Source organism: Emticicia sp. W12TSBA100-4, from assembly GCF_040253585.1.
In the GTDB taxonomy this organism is placed as follows: domain Bacteria; phylum Bacteroidota; class Bacteroidia; order Cytophagales; family Spirosomataceae; genus Emticicia.
On record NZ_JBELAU010000008.1, the window covers coordinates 259,230 to 279,946 of the forward strand.

A 20,717-nucleotide genomic window follows, 5' to 3' on the forward strand; every position below is an offset into this window, starting at 1 on the left:
ACAGTCAACAGTTTTATATTAAAAAAATCTTTTGTCTATTGTCTCTTTTCTATTGTCTGAAAACCTACAAATGCAACAGCAAATTAGCAATCATCAGATATGTACCAATACCGATAATATCGTTGGCTGTTGTGATAAATGGCCCAGAAGCAATAGCTGGATTAATGCCGAGTCTATCCAATAAAAGTGGCGTGACTGTACCCGTAAATGAAGCCAAAACCACCACCGAAAGCAGTGATAAACACACAACAAAAAACAGTTGGGTTTCACCACTGACATAAATATAAAGTCCTGCCAGTGAGCCAATTATAATGCCGTTTACAAGTGCAACTAAGATAATTTTAAACAAACGCTGCCCCAAACTGGTCGTTAGTCCTGACTTTTCGGCCAAACTTTGCACAATCAGGGATGAAGTTTGAATACCTACATTTCCGCCCGTCGAACCCATGATTGGAATAAAAGCCGCCAGTGCCGCTACTTTTTTGAACTCATCTTCGAAACTTCCGATAACTGTGGCGGCCAACAAACTGCCAATTACACCCACAATCAGCCACGGCAAACGAGCTTTGGCCAACTGCCAAACGCTATCATCTTCTTCGGCTTCGCCCGTGATACCCGCCATCACCTGAATATCTTCTTCGGCTTTATCGGTAATAAAATCGACCACGTCATCAATCGTGATTCGACCTAACAAACGCCCCAAAGTATTTACTACTGGAATTGCATCAAGGTCATAACGTTGCATGATTTCGGCCACTTCTTCGGCTGGGCGAGTGGTTTCTACGTAAACTATTTCTTCATCAAAAATATTTTCAATTTTGGTATTTTTTCGAGCTAAAATGATGCGTTTCAACGAAACAATTCCTTTCAATTTCTGCTCATCATCAACCACATAAACGGCATAAACTTTCTCTACATCTTCAGCTTGTCGACGAATTTCTTCTACACATTCACTAACCGTCCAATTGGCATTTACTTTTATCAACTCTTTTTGCATCAAACCACCCGCTACGTCCTCTGGATAATGCAGCATATCCAAGATAAATCGTGCTTGTTCTCGGTCTTCGATAAGGGCGATTACTTTTTCACGCACCTCAATGGTTTGTTCATTGAGTAAATCGACAGCATCGTCGGAGTCAAAAAGGTTGACGTATTTGGCAATTTCTTCGACTGTAAAACGCTCTTTGATGAATCGTTTGCGGTCGTCTGGCTCAATGTGCGACAAGATTTCGGCACCCATTTCTGTATCGACGAGCGTCATCAGATAATGAGCGGGTTCACCATCAAGTTCGAGCAATATACTGGCAATATCGGCAGGGTATAGCTCTTCCATCTCAGCCTTGAGCATAGTTTCATCCTTTTGCTCAATGGCGGTTTCTATTTTCTCTAAATACTCTTTGGTTAGCTCGAAAGTTGTCATTTTCTCAGTGAACAAGTATCAGTTATCAATTATCAATCAAGCATTCTCGGCAAACAAATTAGTCAATAATACAAAATCGGCCACACCCAATTGTTCGGCTCTTTTATTTAATAATTCATGCTCAAAATTCAAACCCAGCGGCTTGAGAGCATTGCGGAGGGTCTTGCGGCGTTGGTTGAAACCTGCTTTTACTACCTGCATGAACTTTTTCTCATTGCAGTCCAGTTTTTCTACATTATTTCGTCGTAAACGAATAATACCCGAATCAACTTTTGGTGGTGGAATAAAGGCTTCGGGATAAACCGTAAAACTATATTCAATATCATAATAAGCCTGCAAAAACACGCTCAAAATGCCATAGTCTTTCTTTCCAGGGCCAGAAGCAATGCGTTGAGCAACTTCTTTTTGAAGCATACAGACAATCTCTGGCACTAAATCTTTATAATCGAGTACTTTAAAAAATATCTGCGAAGAAATATTATATGGCAAATTTCCGATGATTCCAAAAGGCTCGTTTTTAAAAAGTTCGGCAAGGTTCATTTGCAAGAAATCTTCTGAGAAAATACGCCCTCTGAGCGTCGGGAAATGTTCGTTGAGATAAGTCACTGACTCACGGTCAATTTCCACCACAAATGTCTCGCAGTCAGTTCTTTCAAGTAAATATTGGGTCAAAACGCCCATTCCAGGGCCAATTTCCAATACTTTATTATAGCCACGGTGCAACGATTGCAGATTGACGATTTTCTGAGCGGCATCCAAATCTTTCAAGAAGTGCTGGCCGAGGTGTTTTTTTGCTTTTACTTTTTCCATAGGTCAAAATTACGTCTTTTTTTCGAGATTTGAGATGCGAGATTCGGGATACGAGAAGGTCATTTCATAAAAATCACAAATTTTATATATTTCTATTTCGCAAACGCTAAAATCTAAATCTTCTATCTCGTATCCCCTATCTCATGTCTCGTATCTCATGTCTCGTATCTCATGTCTTAATAATTGTCGAGTAAAAATGCTCATTTATAGGATTCTAAGTATCAGATGTAGATTTATTGTTAAAATCTCGCCTTTGATTGCTTAATTTGTAGTATCCTATCTATTCAAAATTCAATCTTAATGAAATCTTTTTTACTCGCTTTTAGCCTAATTTTATTTTCTCAACAGCTACTTTTTGCCCAAGCGGGCAGTAAAGCTCAAGTGAAGGGAATTGTTGTTGATGCCATCACCAACGAGCCACTCAGCTTTGCAAGTATCAGAATCTCGAATAGTGTTGATAATAAACTCATTACGGGAAATATCACGAATGAAAAAGGCGAATTTTCGATTCCTGCACCTTTCGGAAATTATGTAGTTGAGGTGGAATATATGGGGTATAAAAATACCAAAACGGGCAAAATTTCGGTAACAAAAGAAAAACCAACGCATGATTTTGGTACTATAAAAATTGAATCGTCGGCTAATGCCTTGAAAGAAGTCGTGGTGCAAGCCGAAAAAAGTTCAATGGAAATGAAGCTCGATAAACGAGTATTTAATGTCGGAAAAGATTTAGCTAATGCAGGTGGTTCGGCATCGGATATTCTAACAAATATTCCATCGGTTTCCGTTGACCCCGACGGTGGCGTAAAACTGCGTGGTAGCGATAACGTAAGAATTTTGATTGATGGAAAACCATCAGGTTTGGTGAGTTTCAAAGGTGGCGGTGGACTGCAATCACTCCAAGCAAGCATGATTGAGCGAGTAGAGGTTATTACCAATCCATCTGCACGATATGAGGCCGAAGGTATGGCAGGAATCATCAATATTGTCTTGAAAAAAGACCAAAAACAAGGATTTAATGGCTCTTTTGATATTATTACGGGGCAACCTGTCAATTATGGCGGTGCGGCAAATATCAATTATCGCCACCGAAAAGTCAATTTTTTTGTTAATTATAGCTTGGCCTATAATATCCGTCCGAATGTTTCGTCTATTTACCAAGAACGCCAAAGCAATGATTCTTTATTTTTCCTAAAACAAAACAATAACGGAACAATTACGGGTTTTAATACCAATATTAGAGGTGGACTTGACTACTTTTTCAATGATAAAAATACCCTTACAGCTTCCTATCTTTATCGCCGAAGCAAGGCTCGACGCATTACAAATTTACGCTATGAAGATTATATTTTGACCGATAAAAATCTCACAGGAATCAGCAAACGCCAGCAAGACGAACAAGAAACCGAGCCAAACTCTGAGTATGTATTGAGTTATAAAAAAACGTATGCTCGAAAAGGTCAAGAATTCAATGCCGAAGTCCGTTTCTTAGATAACTGGGAAAGCTCTGACCAGCTTTTTACGCAAGAATATTTCACGCCCAACGAAACGCCAATTGCATCGAAATCTTTGGTTCAGAACTCGCTGAATGATGAATACGAAAAGCAATATTTATTACAAGTTGATTATGTACAACCGATTGGAAAAGAAGGAAAATTTGAAACGGGTGCAAGAAGTAGTTTCCGAGATATGGTCAATGACTATGTGGTAAATCAGAAAAATGAAGCTGGACAGTTTGTGGTTGTGCCTGGTTTAAAAAATTACTTTATCTATAACGAAGATATTCATGCGGCTTACGCTATTTTAGGCAATAAAACCAAGCAGTTTTCGTACCAAGCGGGGCTACGTGCCGAATGGACAAACGTAAAAACTACGCTTCGAGAAACCAACGAAGTAAACCCAAGAAAATACGCAAATCTATTTCCGAGTGTGCATTTGACCTACTCTTTGCCGAAAGAAAACTCTTTTCAAGTAAGTTATAGTCGCCGAGTTCGTCGCCCTTTTTACAATGATTTAAGTCCATTTTCAACGTTTTCTGATAACCGAAACTTCTTTAGTGGAAATCCAAATCTGAACCCTGAGTTTAGTAATGTTTACGAAGTTGGGCATATCAAATATTTTGAAAAAGGCTCGCTTGGTTCATCGGTTTATTATAGAGATACCGACGGAAAAATTGAGCGTATTCGCCAAGTAAATGAAACAGGATTTGCCACCACTCGCCCCGAAAATTTATTGGGCGAACAAGCCTACGGCGTAGAATTTACGAGTCAATTTACACCCGTAAAATGGTGGAAACTTGATTTTAATTTCAACCTTTTTCATGCTGAAATTGATGGTAGCAATATCGACAAAACCTATTTCCGAGAAACCAACAGCTGGTTTGTGCGTCAAACTTCACGTTTTTCACTTCCTAAAGGCTTAGACGTACAGCTTAGAGCCAACTACGAAGCCAAACAAAAAACCGTTCAAGGCACTCGCTTACCACTTTATTACTTCGATTTATCGGCCAGTAAGGATATTCTGAAAGGCAACGGAACACTTAATTTTAGTATTTTAGATGTCTTTAATACCCGTAAATTTAGAAGTATCACCGAAGGCATAAATTTCCGTACAGAAGGCAATTCTCAATTCAGAAGAAGACAATTTAACCTAACGCTCAACTACCGCATCAAGCAAACGAAAGGTGCAAGTAAGGGTAAAAAGTTGGAGTTGGAAGGGTGATGATTCCAAGATTTGACAACCTTTGAACGTTACAGCGATTCGTAGGTTGTCAAATCTAATCAAAATCTTCTTATATTTACCGCATCATTAATTCTATTATTTTGCGGTATGCTCACAGAAAAATCCAACGAAGAACTTTTGTTCGAAATCGAAAAACTAAAAGTACAACTTTCACAGACCGAACATCAACAAAGCATCGACCAGCTTCAAGATTTGGTAGATAATACTTCCGAAATCATCATGTTGCTATCGTTGAGTGGGCGTTTTTTGTTCGTTAATACTGCTTTTCGTGAAGCTTTTGGATATTCTGATACCGAACTTTCGCAATTAACTCTAAAAGAAATACTACATCCACAATTTGCTGAAGAAACCCTCGAAACCCTCCAAAGAATCAAAGATGGAGACGAACAAGTAGTTGATTTTCAGACAGTTGCACGAAACAAAGAAGGTAAAAGAGTTTATCTTTTGGGAGACATTAGTTGCAGATTTGAAAATGGAAAACCTACGGCTTTCCGCTGTTTATTCCGTGATATTACCCAACGACGACGTGCCGAAAAAGCCCAACAGCTTTATTATACAATCGCTCAACTCAACCTCAACACACCCAATCTGCAAGAGTTTTTGACGCAAGTTCATGATGAATTGCAGAAAAATATGCAAGCTAATAACTTTTTTGTGGCTCTTTTTGAACCCGAAGATGGAACAATTAACTTCCCTTATTTTATTGATGAATATTCCGAAACCGAAGAAAATTATCACCGTCGAAAACTCGGAAACGGCATCGTAGAATATTCAATGGTGCAAAACAAACCACTGTTTTTATCTAACGAAGACATCAAAAAACTGGTCGAAGTTGATAAAATATATTTCTATGGTTCATCACTGCCCGAAGTCATGCTTTGCGTGCCACTTCACGTAGGAGACCGCACTACGGGCGTAATTGGCGTAAAATCTTACAGCGACCGTAACAAATTCAATATCAGAGACTTAGAGTTACTCGAATTTGTTTCTGGACAAGTTGCCGTTGCTCTCGTTCGTAAACAAAAAGAGGAAGATTTGCTTCGCCAGACCTCTCGTTTGAATGCTGTTTTTGATAGCAGCTCGCACGTAATCTGGACGGTAAACCAGAAACGCCAGTTGAGTTCTTTCAACAAAAACTACGTCAATCTGATACAGCGAAATTTAGGTACTTTACCCGAAATTAACATGAGTATCGAAAAGCTCGGCTGGAAACTTATTTCGCCCGAAGACCGCCCTATTTTACGGGAAAAGTACAACGAGGCTTTCACAGGAAAACCGCAGTATTTTGAAATGCACTGGGGAAATATTGACGGTGGCGATGACTGGTACGAGTTTTTCTTGAACCCCATTCTTTCGTCAGAAAGTGGACAAGTGGAAGAAGTTTCGGGCATTGCTCAGAATATTACCGACAAGAAAAACTCGACGATTACGCTTCAAAAAAGCGAACAGAAGTTTAGAGACACCATCGAGTCATTTATTGATATTTATTACCGAACCGATTTAGCAGGAAATATAACAATGATTTCGCCTTCGGTACTGACCCACACAGGCTATACACTTGAAGAAGTGATGGGCAATAAAGTTGATAAATTCTTTGAGAATGCCGTTGATAGTTCAAAAAATATCAAAGGATTACTGAAAGCAGGAAGTATTACAAATTTTGAAGTGATTGTAAAGCGTAAAAATGGTGAACTCCGCCAATTTATGCTCAACATCCGAATGATTAAAGATGCCAAAGGAATCCCTGTTGAGGTAGAAGGTGTGGCTCGTGATATTTCGGAATTAAAGAAAACTGCCGAAGAACTTCTGATTGCCAAAGACGAAGCCGAACGCTCGCTAAAAGTGAAGGAACGTTTCTTGGCCAACATGAGTCACGAGATTCGTACTCCGATGAATGGCGTAATCGGAATGATTGATTTGATGTACGAAACGCCACTCAACCCCGAGCAAAAAGATTATGTACAGACCATCAAGAAATCGTCGGAGACTTTACTCACGATTTTGAATGATATTCTGGATTTATCGAAAATCGAAGCGGGCAAAATGGATTTGCACAATGCTCCACTCGATATTAAGGAAATCTTGGAGCGATTGGTGGCACTTTTCCGCCAACGAGCCATTGAGAAAAACAATAAATTGATTTATAAAATTGCGGAAGATGTTCCTGCGTATTTGATAGCCGACCAAACTCGTTTATTACAAATTTTCTCAAATCTTACCTCAAACGCCCTCAAGTTTACCGAGAATGGTGATGTAACTATCTCATTATCAAGAATTTCATCAAACGGTAAAATCCATGTACTGAAAGGAGAGATTACCGATTCAGGTATCGGAATTTCGGACGAAGACCAAAAATTATTGTTTGGAGCTTTCCAGCAAGTCGATAATTCGACCAAAAAATCATTTGGCGGAACTGGACTCGGATTAGCTATTTCTCGTGAACTTTGTCGATTGATGAAAGGCGATATGGGCGTAGTTTCTGAGCAAGGAAAAGGCAGTACATTCTGGTTTACGATTGAAGTACGCTCAACAACCATCAGCCCGAGTGTGAGCGAAAACAACGAGAATGAAATCAAACTGACCGATTTCTTTAGTAATCATACGCCAAAAATCTTACTGGTGGATGATAACCAAGTAAACCGAAAAGTAGCGTCTGAAATTCTGATTAAAGCTGGTTGTGAAGTAATTACGGCCGACAGTGGAGCAAAAGCCATTGAAGTTTTTGGCGAAAAGCACAACTTCGACGTAATTTTTATGGATATTCAGATGCCCGAAATGGATGGTATTGAAACCACAAAAAAGATGCGTGAATTATACGGAAATTCACTACCAAAAGTAGTAGCCATGACTGCCTATTCAATGCAGCACGACCGTGAGAGATTTTTGAGCGAAGGTATGGATGACTACGTGCCAAAACCGATTCGTGCCTCAATTTTGATTCAGAAAGTGAATGAAATTGTGCCGAAAAGCCCCACCCCGACCCTTCGACCCGTCGAACCGTCCGATAGGGAGAGAGAAAAATCAACGCAAAATTCTCCAACACTAAATAGTATTTTAGAAGCTCAAATTTCTGATGTAACATCTACACATAACAGTCCGATAAACCCTGAATTTCAAGTTTTTGATATGGAAATTGTCAATCAACTGAAAGAAATGGTGGGTGAAGAATTGTTAATTTCAGTTTTTGAAGATTTTGAGCGAGAGGCAGAAGAACAAATTCAAAATGCAAAAAATGCTTACCCTGATGATGTAAAAACGATTCAACGAGAACTTCATACGCTGAAGGGAAATTCAGGAACTATCGGACTTGCTCGCATCCACGATATTACCGAAATCATCGAAGTCCCTTCAAAAACGGGCGATTTAACTCATTTTCAAGAGAATTTAGTTTTTTTAGAAGAGGAATTTAAAATCTTTAGAGAAAAGTATAAGACTTTGCTTTAAAGCAAAAAAGGTAGTAGGACGCACTCCTACTACCCTTCTTCAAGAGTTTAAGCTGTAAGATCAATCTGTTAGTTCGGCAAATTGTTGTGTACGAACCTTAAATTTAGGTCGCTCACCCTTTGGTACAATCACGATAAGGTCAGTTGATACAGTTGAGCCATTTTTTAACAAAAAACCACCTTCTACCTGAATGGTTGTGCCATTTTGAATATAAGGTACTTTGAAAGGTTTTGCTTTTACATTTGCCCCTTTCGATGTAAGACGCTTCCCCGTAGCATTTATACATTCAAAACGAGCGATTGCCGATGGGTCTCCTTCAAAAATACTATTAAGTTCGTCTCCTGCTTTTTTGAAATAAATCAGCATACAACCGCTTTTATTTTGTGCCATCACGCTTACTTCATAGCGAGAATATGTATCTTCCGTACGCTCATTACGAATCGTGTAGGTGTATTCAATTCCATTATTGGCAGAAGGTTTATCTTCTGTTAATTCAACAACATTTTGGGCTTTTGCAAACGATGCACTCAAAAATAATAGGCTAAATAATACTTTTTTCATGATGTTTAAATTTGATAATTAATAATTTTCTGTTTGAAACTTCTTCCACTTTCTTCTTGAAAACTCTACTACTCTTTTGTCAGGAAGAATAAAGGTATTTTCGTGCAGACAAGCATAATCAGTATTCAAAATTGTTGATTTATTGACCCTAACGAAATTTTTGAAATCGGTTACTTTGGCTTCAATTTTCTTCAAGGTTGTGGCCACAATTATTTTCTGCCCTGTATTCATCGTGATAATGGTATAGTTTTCATCGGCGTCCATGTTGATAATGCTTCGAGTTGGCAATTTTTTACGTCCGCCTACATGTACGAGCGAATTTTCGAGTTTTATATTAGTTTCCATGACTATAAATATTAATTCGTATAAGTAATAATAATTTTGTAGGGTTTCGATATGAGCTGCGAGCCATTTGAACTACTTCTTGTGATATAGAAAGAACCAGCATCATAAGCACTAAAGAAAGTCATACCAGGGTCAGGATGATTGCTCGGCACATAGATATCACTTGATACTCCACCTGCAACTATTACTTGAAAACCTATAATCTTAGAGGCCGTTAAGCCATGTACTACCGTTGTTGTGAGTCCAGATGCTGCAGTTGTTCCGGTGAGCATCATTGTTTTCATAGCAGGAAAAGCAGAAGTTGAACCACCAAATTTTGAGAAACCATTGACCGTAAAATTTCCATTTCCTTGCACTGACATCAAGGGCGTTTCAGCCTGATTATTATTTAAATCAACACGATTCCAAGAAAGGGTTGAATTTGCCGCAGTAGAGCTTCCTACAAACTTTTGATTGATAGTTGCTGATGGATTCAGAGAGGTAAATCTCATTTGATTAGTAGAACTTCTGGCAAGTAACTCTAAACTGGTAGCAAGGTCACTTTGGTTTTGAATTTGTAAAAATCTATTGCTTGTAATATTTCCTATAATCACATTTCCAGCACTAAACTGTATATCATTGGGGGTATAATACCCTGTAGTTTGCCACTGACTAACACTTGCCGCAGGGAAGTTTATCCAAGTACTACCATTATAGTAGGCATATTGATTGAGAGCATTATCATAAACCAATGTTCCTGTGGTTGGGGTCGGAATTGCGGTACTGATAGCTGCTTGGTCGGCAAATTTCGGTACAGATATGCCTTTGCTATCAACCGAAAATGATTGAGCGAAACCCGAAATGGCAAATGCTACGAAAACAAATGATAATATTTTTTTTTTCATGGTAATATTGTTGTTTTTTGATGAAACAAAGCTACATAACAGCACTTCTTTATTTTTGTTTACTTCACGAAAGACCATTCTACACACACGAACTGTTGCTTTGATTCCATAAAGCATTTTGAAAATTTTCTATAAAAAAACCTCTCAAATAATACTTGGCTTTCGAGAGGTTTCTTATTTCGGTAAAATAGCTATTGCTGGATGTTTAGTTTACATCAGCGTCTATATTGAAGTGCTTGAAGCTGGTAGTTTCCTCCTACGTGTATCACATTAAGGTATATATGTCACTAAAACCTTAAAAGTAACATTTAACCCTGCCGCAGGTGTGATACTGGCACTTGAAGCCCCACGAACTAACTTAATATTGCTGGTATCAAAATAGGCAATATACTGGTATCCACCAAGAGACGAGTTTTCTCCAACTGTAATATTAGACAACCCTGATACCAAAACGGACATTGAGATAATTTTTGAGAAGGTTAGCCCATGTGCAATATCATAACTCGCAGCAGGCCAGCCTCCATTGGCGGTGGTCATTGTACCAGTATAATATTTTGTTTTGATGGCTGGCACATCAGCTCCGAAACCGCCTAATTTTGTAAAGCCCGACACTGTCATATCTCCTTCACCATCTAAGGTCATCATTGTTGTTTGAGTTGGCGTAGCAGCATTATCTAAATGCACAAAAGACATTGACGCACTGGCTGGCGTTGCCGAGTTAATAACTGATTGCATCATACCTGCATTTCCAGTTGTTCCACCATATCTGATTATATTGTTAGGCGATTTAATATAAATATCTGGGCTTGCCGCATTTGTTGTACTTGATTGAATTTCCAAGCCATTACCCGCAGTTGCCGTTGTTCCGATGGTGGTCTTGCCTCTTAAAGCACTTGCTTGAGTGACAGTACTTGTGCCATTGATTGTTGCATTTCCTGTGGTAGTCAATCCACCAGTAACATTAAATGTATTGGCCGAATAACCAAATAAATGGGTAATTCCTTGCGGATTAGCGTTATCATAATATCGCCAATTAATGCTGGAACCACTCAAATTGTTACCTGTTGTAGATTCTTGCATAATGGCATGATTACCCTGCGGCTGCCCATAACGAAGAAATGTATTGGCATTACCGATTGAATTAATCAGCGGAGCGGTTGCCGAAGTTACACCATTTGATGTAAATCTATTGGCCTCAATACCATTCGGTAATCCCGCCATTAATTCTACTCGCCCAGTTGTTTGGTTAAGCACCCAATAGTTAGTGGAAGCACTCGAAGATGTTGGAAAATTCGTCCAAGCACTACCATTATAATAAGCATATTGATTAAGCGAGTTATCGTAAACTAACCTACCAGCAGTTGGCGAGGGGTTCGCCGTATTTATGGCTGCCTGATTGGCATAACGAGGAACTGAAAGACTTTTACTATCAACCGAAAATGACTGCGAAAAACCAGAGAACGAACAGACGAGTAAAAGAAATGATAATACTGTTTTTTTCATGGGAGTAAATATTAAAATGTCATGATTTGGTTATTTCACTTCAACCTCAGCACCTGCTGCTTCGAGTGCCGACTTGATAGTAGCTGCTTCTTCTTTCGTTACGCCTGTTTTCAATGGCAAAATAACTGTTCCTCCTTGCCCCAATTGTTTCATGGCTGTACCGAAGTTCATCCCGAACAATGATGATAACACTTTAGAAACCGACTGCTTGGCATTTGACTGACTTGCTCTAATAATGAAAATTTGTGGTTGCTCTTTCTGAAAAGTGCTTTGGGCTTTCGATTGAATGGTAGTAGCTGTTAATCCGATAATAGCGAGGGCGAATACAAAAAATATTTTTTTCATGATACTAATGTTTTAGCGTTTTTGATTTAACGTTTCAAAACTACATGACCCGCTTATACGTATTTATTATAACTTCACGAAGTGTAGCCGATAAATCATGAATTGTTGGTTTTGTTTCACGAAGGATTTCAAACTATCCGTACTTTTTTTAGTTATTTCTAAAAACTAAGTGATATATTTAACCTCTCATTTTTAGTTTATACTTATGATTCTCAACGCCATCATCGTAGATGACGAACCTGCGGCACGCTCATTGCTTCGCCAAATAATTACCGAACACTGTTCGATGATTCATATAATTGATGAAGCTTCTGATGTAAAATCGGCTGTAAAACTTATCAATAAACACACGATTGACCTAGTTTTTTTGGACATCGAAATGCCCGAAGAAAATGGTTTTATGCTCTTTGATTACTTCAATCAGCCTACGTTCGAGACAATTTTCTGCACGGCTTATTCTGATTTTGCCCTGCAAGCCTTCGAGGTTTCGGCCGTTGATTATATCTTGAAGCCAATCAGTATTTCAAAAGTGTTAGCCGCCGCCGAAAAAGCAGTCAAAATGGTGGGACAAAACCAAATCATTCAACGGGTGAATGTCTTGAAGGAAAACTTGAGTGTTAATAAACTTCAAAAAATTGCTCTCCCGATGTCCGATAGCTTAGTGTTCGTCCAACTCGAAGACATTTATTTCTTTGAAGCCGATGGTTCGTACACCAATGTGATTATGAAGACAGGAAAAACCCTTGTAAGTAAAAAAATCAAAGAATTTGATGAGTTACTGGCGAATGATACTCGTTTTTACAGAATACACCGCTCTTATCTGATAAATACGCATCAGATTATTAAGTATAATAAAAAAGATGGAGCAATGATAGAATTTCCGAATGGTTTCTCGGCCCCAATTGCCCGTGAAAAAGTGAAAGAGTTTGATGAGTTTATTGCAGGAGTGAAGGTATGAAATTATGCCATTGTCAGTGAAGATACTGACAATGGAAGTAAAAACAACTACAATAAGACCTGACCCATAAACTATGAAGCACCTAACTATTTTTCTAATCTTCTGCTTTTCGTTTGAATCTTTCGGACAAAAAACATACGAAAACCTACTAAAAGATTTACAAAATCATCCACAAAAAGATACCATCCGTACCGAATTATTGATTGATGCTTGTGTGGCAGCTACTTTCAGGGCCGATACACTCATACTGAAAATGGCTACCGAAGCCAATCAGATTGCCAATAAATTAAATTATCGACTCGGTAAAATTAGGTCGCTCAACTGTATTGGTAATTATTATTTCAATCGAGCATTAAACGATAAAGCCATCAGCTACTACTTACAGGCTCTCAAATTGGCCGAACAAACCAATGATTACCCCAATATAATCATCGGAAAAAGTAATTTGGCTAATGTTTTTTCGCATACATTCCATGATGATAAAGCCATTCAATTATTGACCGAAGCCGACCAACTTCTGATTCAGCGAGGCGATACTCTTTCACAAAATCGGGCGGCTATTCTTACAAATTTGGCTAATTCCTATACAAATCTCAAACAATTTGCAAAAACCATCCCGATTTATGAAAGTGTTCTGGCTATTTGTAAAAAACAAAATATTGGTTTTGGAATTGCTCTAACACTTGATAATTTAGGGAAATCTTATTTTGAACTAAATCAATACGAAAAAGCACGAGTTTTATTTGAACAAGCCAAAACCGAAATCGAAAAAAACCATGTTGACTTTGTGCGAGGGAAAAATCTCAAAAATTTAGGCAAAGTATATGCCGTTTTGGGGCAACCCATACAAAGTCTTAAATACCTCAACGAAGCCAAAACCATAAGTGTCGCCAACCAAGACAATGAGGGCATGAGCGATATTTACTTTGAGTTGCAAAAAAATTACTCGAAGATAAACGATTTACGAAATGCGTATTTTTATCTGCAAAAATATACCCAACTAAAAGATAGCCTTTTTAGCATCGAAAAAAACAAATCTATTCAAGAGCTAAATACGAAATATGAAACCGAGAAAAAGGAAGCACAAATAAAAACCCTTGCACAGCAAACACAAATCTCTGAACTTGAATCAAAACGAAAAACTACCCTTATCTACGGTATTTTGATAAGTATTTTGGCCTTGGCTTCTATCAGCTATTTTTCGTTTACAAGATTCAGGACTAAGAAAGAGAATGAAATTTTACAAAACCAACTCGAAGAAGCCAAACGACGCATCGAAATCGAACAAAAAGCCACTGAAAGCGAACTGAAAGCACTGAAAAGCCAAATGAATCCGCACTTTATGTTCAATGCTCTCAATAGTATTCAAGAGCAATTTATGTTCGGCGATAAAAATCTGGCAAATGAGCAAATGGGCAATTTCACGTACTTAACTCGCCAAATCCTGACCATTTCTGGCAAAAAACGTATTTCGCTCGAAACCGAAAAAGAGATTCTGACAAAATACCTCGAACTCGAAAAAATTCGTTTTGCTGATGGTTTCCAATACGAGATTTCACAAGGCAAAAATATCGACGAAGACTACCACCAAATTCCGCCGATGCTGATTCAGCCATTTGTCGAAAACTCAATCAAGCATGGCCTCATGCACAAGCAAGGAGACAAAAAAATATACATCAATTTCGATTTAGATACTTCCGAAGAAAATATCATCTGCACCGTTGAAGACAATGGTATTGGGCGTGAAAAATCGGCCGAAATCAAGAGTAAACGCATCCAACAACACGAGTCGTTTTCAACTGCCGCCACCGAAGAACGTCTCCGCTTGCTCAGCAACCAATTCAATACCACCGACTTTGTACATTACGAAGATTTAAAAGATACTAACGGAAACTCGACAGGCACAAAAGTGACTATCAAGATTCCTTTAAGCTAAAACCCACATCATGCTGTTATAAAAAATGTTTACTCTTTCACCAATATCGAAACTTTATAGCCAAAAAACAAAGCTCTCTTCTACATTTTATGAAGCGTCAGATAATTGGTATCTGAGTCTTCGCCGACTACTCGCCCCCCTATTCTTATTTCTTTTTCAAGTCAGTTTTAGTCAAGATTTTAGTTATCGGTCGCTCGATAAAGCCCACGGAATGCCTACCAATACGGTCTATGATTTATTGCAAGATAAACGTGGTTTTATGTGGTTTGGCACAGACAAAGGCCTTTATCGCTACGATGGCAGTGAATTCAAGCTTTTTTCGAGCAAAAAACAAGATGGTAAATCGCTCAGTAATTTGATAGAAGACGGCAATGGCCGAATCTGGTGTCAGAATTTCTCAGGGCAATTTTTCTATACCGAAGCCGACAGCCTTAATTTCTGTCATCAGCTTACACCAATCGGCAATTTTTATCAAGGACGAATCCTGCAAGGCCGCTACCTATTATCAATGGGAAATCGTAGCGTAAGAATTTTTGACATAAAACTCCAAAAACTTACCCGAACCGTTTTTCAAGAATCGCCATCGCCCCACGCCAGTACCGATAAACAATATTGTTATAGATATTCTGAGCTTTTAAACAAAATAATCGGAACATCGTCCGATGGAAAACAAATCGAGTTTTCGATACCCAAACAGGAAAACGCTTTTTATCATGCGGTTTACAATAACAAAATTTATTTTATACCAAAACTCAACGCAACGCACATTTTTGTGTTTGAAAATGGACAAATAACAGACAAAATTTCGCTTGTCGGAGCAAGCCTTGTTCAAAACATGAGTTTAATCGACCAGCAATATTTAGGAGTCTATACTTCTTCTGGTTTTTATTTGGTAGATACACAAAGCCTAAAAAAACAATATTTCCCTAACATTACCGACAAAAATATTACGGCTGCTATCAAAGACAACGAAGGAAATTTCTGGATTTCTACCATCAATTCAGGGATTTTGTTTGTTCCATCGTTGAGCATGAAAGTAATTGCCCCTCAACTCAGTTTTTCTAAACTTCGAGCCGTCGGTGAAGAAAATAGTATCGTATTTGGTACTACCAAAAACGAAATTTATCAGCTAAATCTAAAAACACTGACCAAGCAAAACCTGCACAATGGCCACACCAACGATGAGGTGTTTTCGCTGCATTACGATAATCGACAAAAGAGAATATTGTTTAGCTCCGATAAGTTTTATCAGATTGACATTAAGACAAAAAAAGTAACTCCAGTCGGGAAATATGCCATAAAAGACATTAAAACTTATGATAAAAACAAAGTTTTGGTAGCTGCAACAGGCTTTACAGGAACCTACGATTGGAATCCTGTGCATAAAGTTGAGCAGTTTAGTGTGGGAGCCGTACGATTTCGTTCAGCCGTAATTGATACTTCTACAAAAGCCATCTTCCTTGCTACTTCTAACGGGCTTTGGCGGTTAGATTCGGCCAAGCAACAATCCGAAATCAAAGCCCAAAACGAAACAATTTCAGCCTTAGACTTGGCCATTCGAGAAGGCTCAAAAAGTACAATTTTTGCCGCTACCAGCACCAAAGGCATCTATTTTATAGAAAACAATCGGGTAGTAAAACATCTAAACAAAGAATCCGGCCTCGAAGACGATGGCATCTATAAAATAAAATACCATAATAATCAGCTTTGGTGGCTCACCGAGCGAGCCGTGCAAACCTACGATTTTGCCACCCAACATATAAAGACCTTTACCAAAGCCGATGGCCTGCCCGAAGCCGACCTCAAAGACTTGGCTTTCGTGAAAGATACCGTTTATGTGGCAACTCTATCGGGCTTAGTTAGCTTTCCGACCAACCAAGCCAGCAAAAGTACTTTTCCACCCAAAATCATCATCAACGATTTTGAAAGCAACAAGAAACAAATACAATTAACTGATAATCAGACACTTGACTACAATCAAAATAATATTGATATTCATTTTTCAGTTTTATCATACCGAAATATCGGCGAAATAAAAACCTATTATAAAATCAATAATAAAAACTGGGAACTCCTACCCACCAATGCTCACACCCTAAGTTTACCCGAACTTTCGCCCGATAACTACCAAGTGCAGATAAAAGCCGTCGATACGGATGGACTTGAAAGTAAAATAGTTTCATTTAAGTTTACCATCAATCAACCTTTCTGGAAAACGTTTTGGTTTTGGAGTTTAATTCTTGGGTTGATTGCACTTGTGGCCTATTTTTTCATTAGTCAAAACATCAGACGTGTCAAACGAGAAGCCGAACTGCAAGCTGAGAAATTAACGCTCGAAAAAAACCTGCAAGTACATTTGCTCACGGCCATCAAATCGCAGATGAATCAGCATTTTATGTACAACACGCTCAATGGCATTCAAGAGCAGTTTTTGTTTGGCGATAAATCTACCGCCAGCGACCAACTGAGCAACTTTACGCACCTTACACGTCAAGTTTTAGAGGTTTCAAGCAAAAAAAGCATTCCAATTGCTACCGAAATCGAAATTCTGACCAAATACCTCGACCTCGAAAAGATGCGTTTTTCTGAAGGTTTCAGTTATGCTATTACGCTTGGCGATACAATTGACGAAGATTATCATCAGATTCCACCCTTATTGATTCAGCCTTTTGTCGAAAATGCTATTCGACACGGTTTGCTCCACAAAAACGGCAAAAAATTAATTGAAATACACTTTGAATTAGATACTGCCGAAGAAAATATTATCTGTACGGTAACCGACAACGGAATCGGGCGAGCAAAAGCCCAAGAAATAAACGCCAAACGAATACGGCAGTTTGATTCATTCTCTACTTCGGCTACCGAAGAGCGATTAAAACTTCTATCCAACGCCTCAACAAAGCACGATTTTATTATTTATCAAGACCTTCTCGAAGGCACGGAGGTAAAAATTACGATTCCGTTATAAGATTTTGGCATGAAGTTTTTTTATTGACCATTCGATAAAAACCTTGAAAAATTCACTCAAATTCTGACGAACATTTCTTCTCAAGCCCATCAATTTGTTACCTTTATATAAAAATACAGTCCCAAAAATTCCTTCGGCAAAATTTTTGCTGTAAAAAACGCATCGCTGTTGTTACGATGAAAAATTGAGAGAGTCCCTTATAATAAATGAAAAAAGTAAAATTTTTAATACTTCTATTGCTTCTTCTGCTGGGGCAAGGCAAAAATGTTTTTGCCCAGTTTCAGTGCGGTACACCTTCCCCAAACGACCAACAGAAACAAGAATTACTTGAGTTGTTTCAGCAGTTCAAACAGCAAAAAAATGCACGAGTAATTACCAATTATCGAGTAGCCGTAAAAGCAAACGTAGTTTCAGGTACAAATGCCAGTAGTTTTTTGAGCGAATCTGATGTGAGAGAGATTATCAATAATGCAAATCTTTACCTACAAAATATCAACATTCAGCTTTATCTCTACAACGATAAAGTATTTCAGATAAAAAGCGACCAATACGCCGATTTCAAGATTGTCGATGAAGTAGCTCTTCGTCAGGCAAACGATGTTTCGGATGCCATTAATATCTATTTTGTAAAATATATTACGCTTCAAAACCTCACAATCTTGAGCGGTTATGCTGCCTTGCCAAGTTATGCTGCAAGCACCAATCGTATTTTTTATTCTTATTTTGAGCGAACCGAAGACGATTTCAATAATCTAAAGAACAAAACATTTCTTCACGAAATTGGGCATTATTTTGGGCTTTTACACACTTTTCAAGATAGTAATCATGCCGATATAAGCAAAAGAGAACTCGTCACTCGTGGAGCAGGCTCTAACTGCGTATCAACTGGCGACCAACTCTGCGACACCCAAGCCGACCCATTTGAACGCCTGCCGCTCATTTATGCCTTTAATTGCGATGAAAAAACACCCTCAAATCTGCAAGATGCTCACGGAAATACTTTCAGTCCGCCCATTGATAATATTATGTCGTATCAGCAGCGTTGTGGCAATGTCTTCACCGAACAGCAATACCAAAAAATGCAGGCTTCGTTTGCCATTCGCTTTTCACCACTGGCTGAATACCAAATTGTTTCGCGAAATTCTAATTTTTTGAGTGTTGAAGAGCTTGATAAGAAAGTTTATTGTATAGGAGATTCGGTAAAAATTAAGTTTAATCTGGAAGGAATGTTTGAGAACAACAATCAATTATTTGTTGATATTTCAGACAAAAACGGCAAGAATTTTCAACGAATTGAAGCAAAGTTTATTGGTGACAAAATAGCGATAAAACTACCATTCACGCTACCCGAAGGAGACAACTACCGTATTCGCTTAACAGCAACACGCCCCGAAACTATAAGTCCAATCAGTGAGCATTTTGCCGTAAGAACCTATCCAAGTGCTACTATTTCAAGCACAAACGCCAACATTTACGCTGGTGAAAGTACCAACTTAGTTGTAAATTTAGAAGGAAGTGGAGCATGGTCTTTTCAACTTTCAGATGGGACTTTAGTTGAGAATTTTCTGCAAAATTCTTATGTAATTTCCAAATCGCCTACTGAAAGCACAAGCTACTCAATTATTTCAGTAAAAAATATGTGCGGAACTGGCAGCACTGGTGGTTCAGCGGCTATCAATGTTATTCAGCCACAAATTCAAGCTGAAGCACTATCTACCAGTACAATGTGTCAGGGGCAAAATATTAGACTTTCAATTTCAATAATTGGTAAATTATCCAGCAACAACCAATTAGTTATTCAAATTTCTGACCCAACTGGCAATAATTATACTGATTTACCAACCCAAGTTTCTTTGTTTACGCTTTCGGCACAAATCCCTATGAATTTTCAGACTGGAAGTGGATACAGAATAAAAGTAGCCGCCAAAAACACCAACTATTTTAGTTCAGTTTTAGGGCCTTTAAGTATTATCCCCCCTCCGCAACCTCCTGTTGTTGTTGAGAACTATACTTTTTGTCAAAACAGTGAAACTGCTGCTCTCACTGCCATAGGTACAAATCTAAAATGGTACACAGGCGAACTTGATATAAAACCATTTCTGAATATCACTCCACCGACAGGTAATGTTGGAATATCCAGCTACTTCGTTAGCCAAAGTAATAGCTATGGCTGTGAAAGCAAAAAAGCTAAAATTAATGTAACCATTATTCCACTCGCAACCGCCACCATCAGCGGCGATGCAAGCTTATTAAATGGAGATAGCACTCTACTGAAAGTAAATCTGACAGGTGAACTTCCTGCCGAACTAAAACTATCGGATGGTCGTTCATTTATCGCTAATCAAACACCATTTATCATCGAGGTAAGGCCCTCTAAATCAACCACTTACACACTAAAAGAAATCAAAAACTCATGTGGTGTGGGTTTCATAAATGGCAGTGCTAAAATAACAATTTTAGAGCCTTTAGCAGCTGAAGAGCCAGTAGAAAATACAGTAAACATTTTCCCAAATCCGACAAGTGAGCAGTTTGTGGTTGAGTTTTTCAAGACAACACCTAAAAATGCAGGCATTAGTATTACAGATATTAATGGGAAAATAATGCAGGAACGAAAACTAAAAGGAATAGGAAAACAGGAGGAAATTTTTGATATAAACCAGTATTCATCAGGTATTTACCTAATAAAAAGCTTTTTCGATGATAAAACCATCATTAAAAAGATAGTGATTGAAAAATAAAATTAGATTGCAGATATTAACACAAAAAGCCCCTCTTTACAGGAGGGGCTTTTCTATAACTTC

Annotated in this window: 13 protein-coding genes; 6 read left to right on the top strand and 7 right to left on the bottom strand. The window is 38.3% G+C overall.

Annotated elements, in window-relative coordinates; translation table 11 throughout:
- Positions 1 to 64 precede the first annotated feature (64 nt).
- Complete coding sequence (gene mgtE, locus ABR854_RS13465; RefSeq protein WP_350265927.1) at positions 65 to 1,420, bottom strand: magnesium transporter; 1,356 nt, start codon at positions 1,418 to 1,420, stop codon at positions 65 to 67.
- A gap of 36 nt (positions 1,421 to 1,456) precedes the next feature.
- Entirely contained in the window at positions 1,457 to 2,230 is a 774-nt protein-coding gene (gene rsmA, locus ABR854_RS13470) for a 16S rRNA (adenine(1518)-N(6)/adenine(1519)-N(6))-dimethyltransferase RsmA (RefSeq protein WP_350265929.1), read from the bottom strand.
- 300 nt (positions 2,231 to 2,530) lie between these two features.
- On the opposite strand from rsmA, the gene ABR854_RS13475 reads away from it, so the two are divergent.
- Both ABR854_RS13475 and ABR854_RS13480 read left to right on the top strand, forming a co-directional pair.
- The gene (locus ABR854_RS13475; protein ID WP_350265930.1) at positions 2,531 to 4,951 is read left to right on the top strand and encodes a TonB-dependent receptor; all 2,421 of its coding nucleotides are present in this window, start codon (positions 2,531 to 2,533) and stop codon (positions 4,949 to 4,951) included.
- Between the two features lie 108 nt (positions 4,952 to 5,059).
- Positions 5,060 to 8,416, top strand: coding sequence for a PAS domain-containing hybrid sensor histidine kinase/response regulator (locus tag ABR854_RS13480; protein ID WP_350265931.1), 3,357 nt, complete (start codon positions 5,060 to 5,062; stop codon positions 8,414 to 8,416).
- A 60-nt stretch (positions 8,417 to 8,476) separates the two neighbouring features.
- Here the strand turns inward: ABR854_RS13480 and ABR854_RS13485 are convergent, their stop codons facing one another.
- The 5 genes from ABR854_RS13485 to ABR854_RS13505 all read right to left on the bottom strand — a co-directional run bounded on the left by ABR854_RS13485 (position 8,477) and on the right by ABR854_RS13505 (position 12,054).
- Positions 8,477 to 8,977: an ABC transporter permease gene (locus ABR854_RS13485; RefSeq protein WP_350265932.1), complete on the bottom strand. Its 501-nt coding sequence runs from the start codon at positions 8,975 to 8,977 to the stop codon at positions 8,477 to 8,479.
- Positions 8,978 to 8,995: 18 nt separating this feature from the next.
- A complete protein-coding gene (locus tag ABR854_RS13490) occupies positions 8,996 to 9,322 on the bottom strand; it encodes a LytTR family transcriptional regulator DNA-binding domain-containing protein (protein ID WP_350265933.1) in 327 nt (108 codons plus the stop codon).
- A gap of 11 nt (positions 9,323 to 9,333) precedes the next feature.
- Positions 9,334 to 10,206, bottom strand: coding sequence for a phage tail-like protein (locus ABR854_RS13495; protein ID WP_350265934.1), 873 nt, complete (start codon positions 10,204 to 10,206; stop codon positions 9,334 to 9,336).
- A 270-nt stretch (positions 10,207 to 10,476) separates the two neighbouring features.
- On the bottom strand, positions 10,477 to 11,709 hold the full coding sequence (locus tag ABR854_RS13500; protein WP_350265935.1) for a hypothetical protein: 1,233 nt from the start codon (positions 11,707 to 11,709) through the stop codon (positions 10,477 to 10,479).
- A 30-nt stretch (positions 11,710 to 11,739) separates the two neighbouring features.
- Complete coding sequence (locus ABR854_RS13505) at positions 11,740 to 12,054, bottom strand: ribosomal protein L7/L12 (protein WP_350265936.1); 315 nt, start codon at positions 12,052 to 12,054, stop codon at positions 11,740 to 11,742.
- A 205-nt stretch (positions 12,055 to 12,259) separates the two neighbouring features.
- Here ABR854_RS13505 and ABR854_RS13510 point away from each other — a divergent pair, with 205 nt between their 5' ends.
- The 4 genes from ABR854_RS13510 to ABR854_RS13525 all read left to right on the top strand — a co-directional run bounded on the left by ABR854_RS13510 (position 12,260) and on the right by ABR854_RS13525 (position 20,654).
- Positions 12,260 to 13,012 (top strand): LytR/AlgR family response regulator transcription factor, encoded by a 753-nt coding sequence (locus ABR854_RS13510; RefSeq protein ID WP_350265937.1) that lies wholly within the window; start codon positions 12,260 to 12,262, stop codon positions 13,010 to 13,012.
- Between the two features lie 73 nt (positions 13,013 to 13,085).
- Positions 13,086 to 14,948, top strand: a complete 1,863-nt coding sequence (locus tag ABR854_RS13515; protein WP_350265938.1) for a tetratricopeptide repeat-containing sensor histidine kinase — start codon at positions 13,086 to 13,088, stop codon at positions 14,946 to 14,948.
- Between the two features lie 25 nt (positions 14,949 to 14,973).
- Positions 14,974 to 17,916, top strand: coding sequence for a sensor histidine kinase (locus ABR854_RS13520; protein ID WP_350265939.1), 2,943 nt, complete (start codon positions 14,974 to 14,976; stop codon positions 17,914 to 17,916).
- Between the two features lie 206 nt (positions 17,917 to 18,122).
- Positions 18,123 to 20,654, top strand: a complete 2,532-nt coding sequence (locus tag ABR854_RS13525; protein ID WP_350265940.1) for a T9SS type A sorting domain-containing protein — start codon at positions 18,123 to 18,125, stop codon at positions 20,652 to 20,654.
- Positions 20,655 to 20,717 lie beyond the last annotated feature (63 nt).

What these genes read in the sequence shown, in the direction of transcription:
- ABR854_RS13520 (WP_350265939.1), top strand. Translation starts at nt 14,974, where the DNA reads ATGTTTACTCTTTCACCAATATCGAAACTTTATAGCCAAAAAACAAAG.
- ABR854_RS13495 (WP_350265934.1), bottom strand. Translation starts at nt 10,206, where the DNA reads ATGAAAAAAAAAATATTATCATTTGTTTTCGTAGCATTTGCCATTTCG.
- ABR854_RS13485 (WP_350265932.1), bottom strand. Translation starts at nt 8,977, where the DNA reads ATGAAAAAAGTATTATTTAGCCTATTATTTTTGAGTGCATCGTTTGCA.
- rsmA (WP_350265929.1), bottom strand. Translation starts at nt 2,230, where the DNA reads ATGGAAAAAGTAAAAGCAAAAAAACACCTCGGCCAGCACTTCTTGAAA.
- ABR854_RS13490 (WP_350265933.1), bottom strand. Translation starts at nt 9,322, where the DNA reads ATGGAAACTAATATAAAACTCGAAAATTCGCTCGTACATGTAGGCGGA.
- ABR854_RS13480 (WP_350265931.1), top strand. Translation starts at nt 5,060, where the DNA reads ATGCTCACAGAAAAATCCAACGAAGAACTTTTGTTCGAAATCGAAAAA.
- ABR854_RS13525 (WP_350265940.1), top strand. Translation starts at nt 18,123, where the DNA reads ATGAAAAAAGTAAAATTTTTAATACTTCTATTGCTTCTTCTGCTGGGG.
- ABR854_RS13475 (WP_350265930.1), top strand. Translation starts at nt 2,531, where the DNA reads ATGAAATCTTTTTTACTCGCTTTTAGCCTAATTTTATTTTCTCAACAG.
- ABR854_RS13500 (WP_350265935.1), bottom strand. Translation starts at nt 11,709, where the DNA reads ATGAAAAAAACAGTATTATCATTTCTTTTACTCGTCTGTTCGTTCTCT.
- mgtE (WP_350265927.1), bottom strand. Translation starts at nt 1,420, where the DNA reads ATGACAACTTTCGAGCTAACCAAAGAGTATTTAGAGAAAATAGAAACC.
- ABR854_RS13510 (WP_350265937.1), top strand. Translation starts at nt 12,260, where the DNA reads ATGATTCTCAACGCCATCATCGTAGATGACGAACCTGCGGCACGCTCA.
- ABR854_RS13505 (WP_350265936.1), bottom strand. Translation starts at nt 12,054, where the DNA reads ATGAAAAAAATATTTTTTGTATTCGCCCTCGCTATTATCGGATTAACA.
- ABR854_RS13515 (WP_350265938.1), top strand. Translation starts at nt 13,086, where the DNA reads ATGAAGCACCTAACTATTTTTCTAATCTTCTGCTTTTCGTTTGAATCT.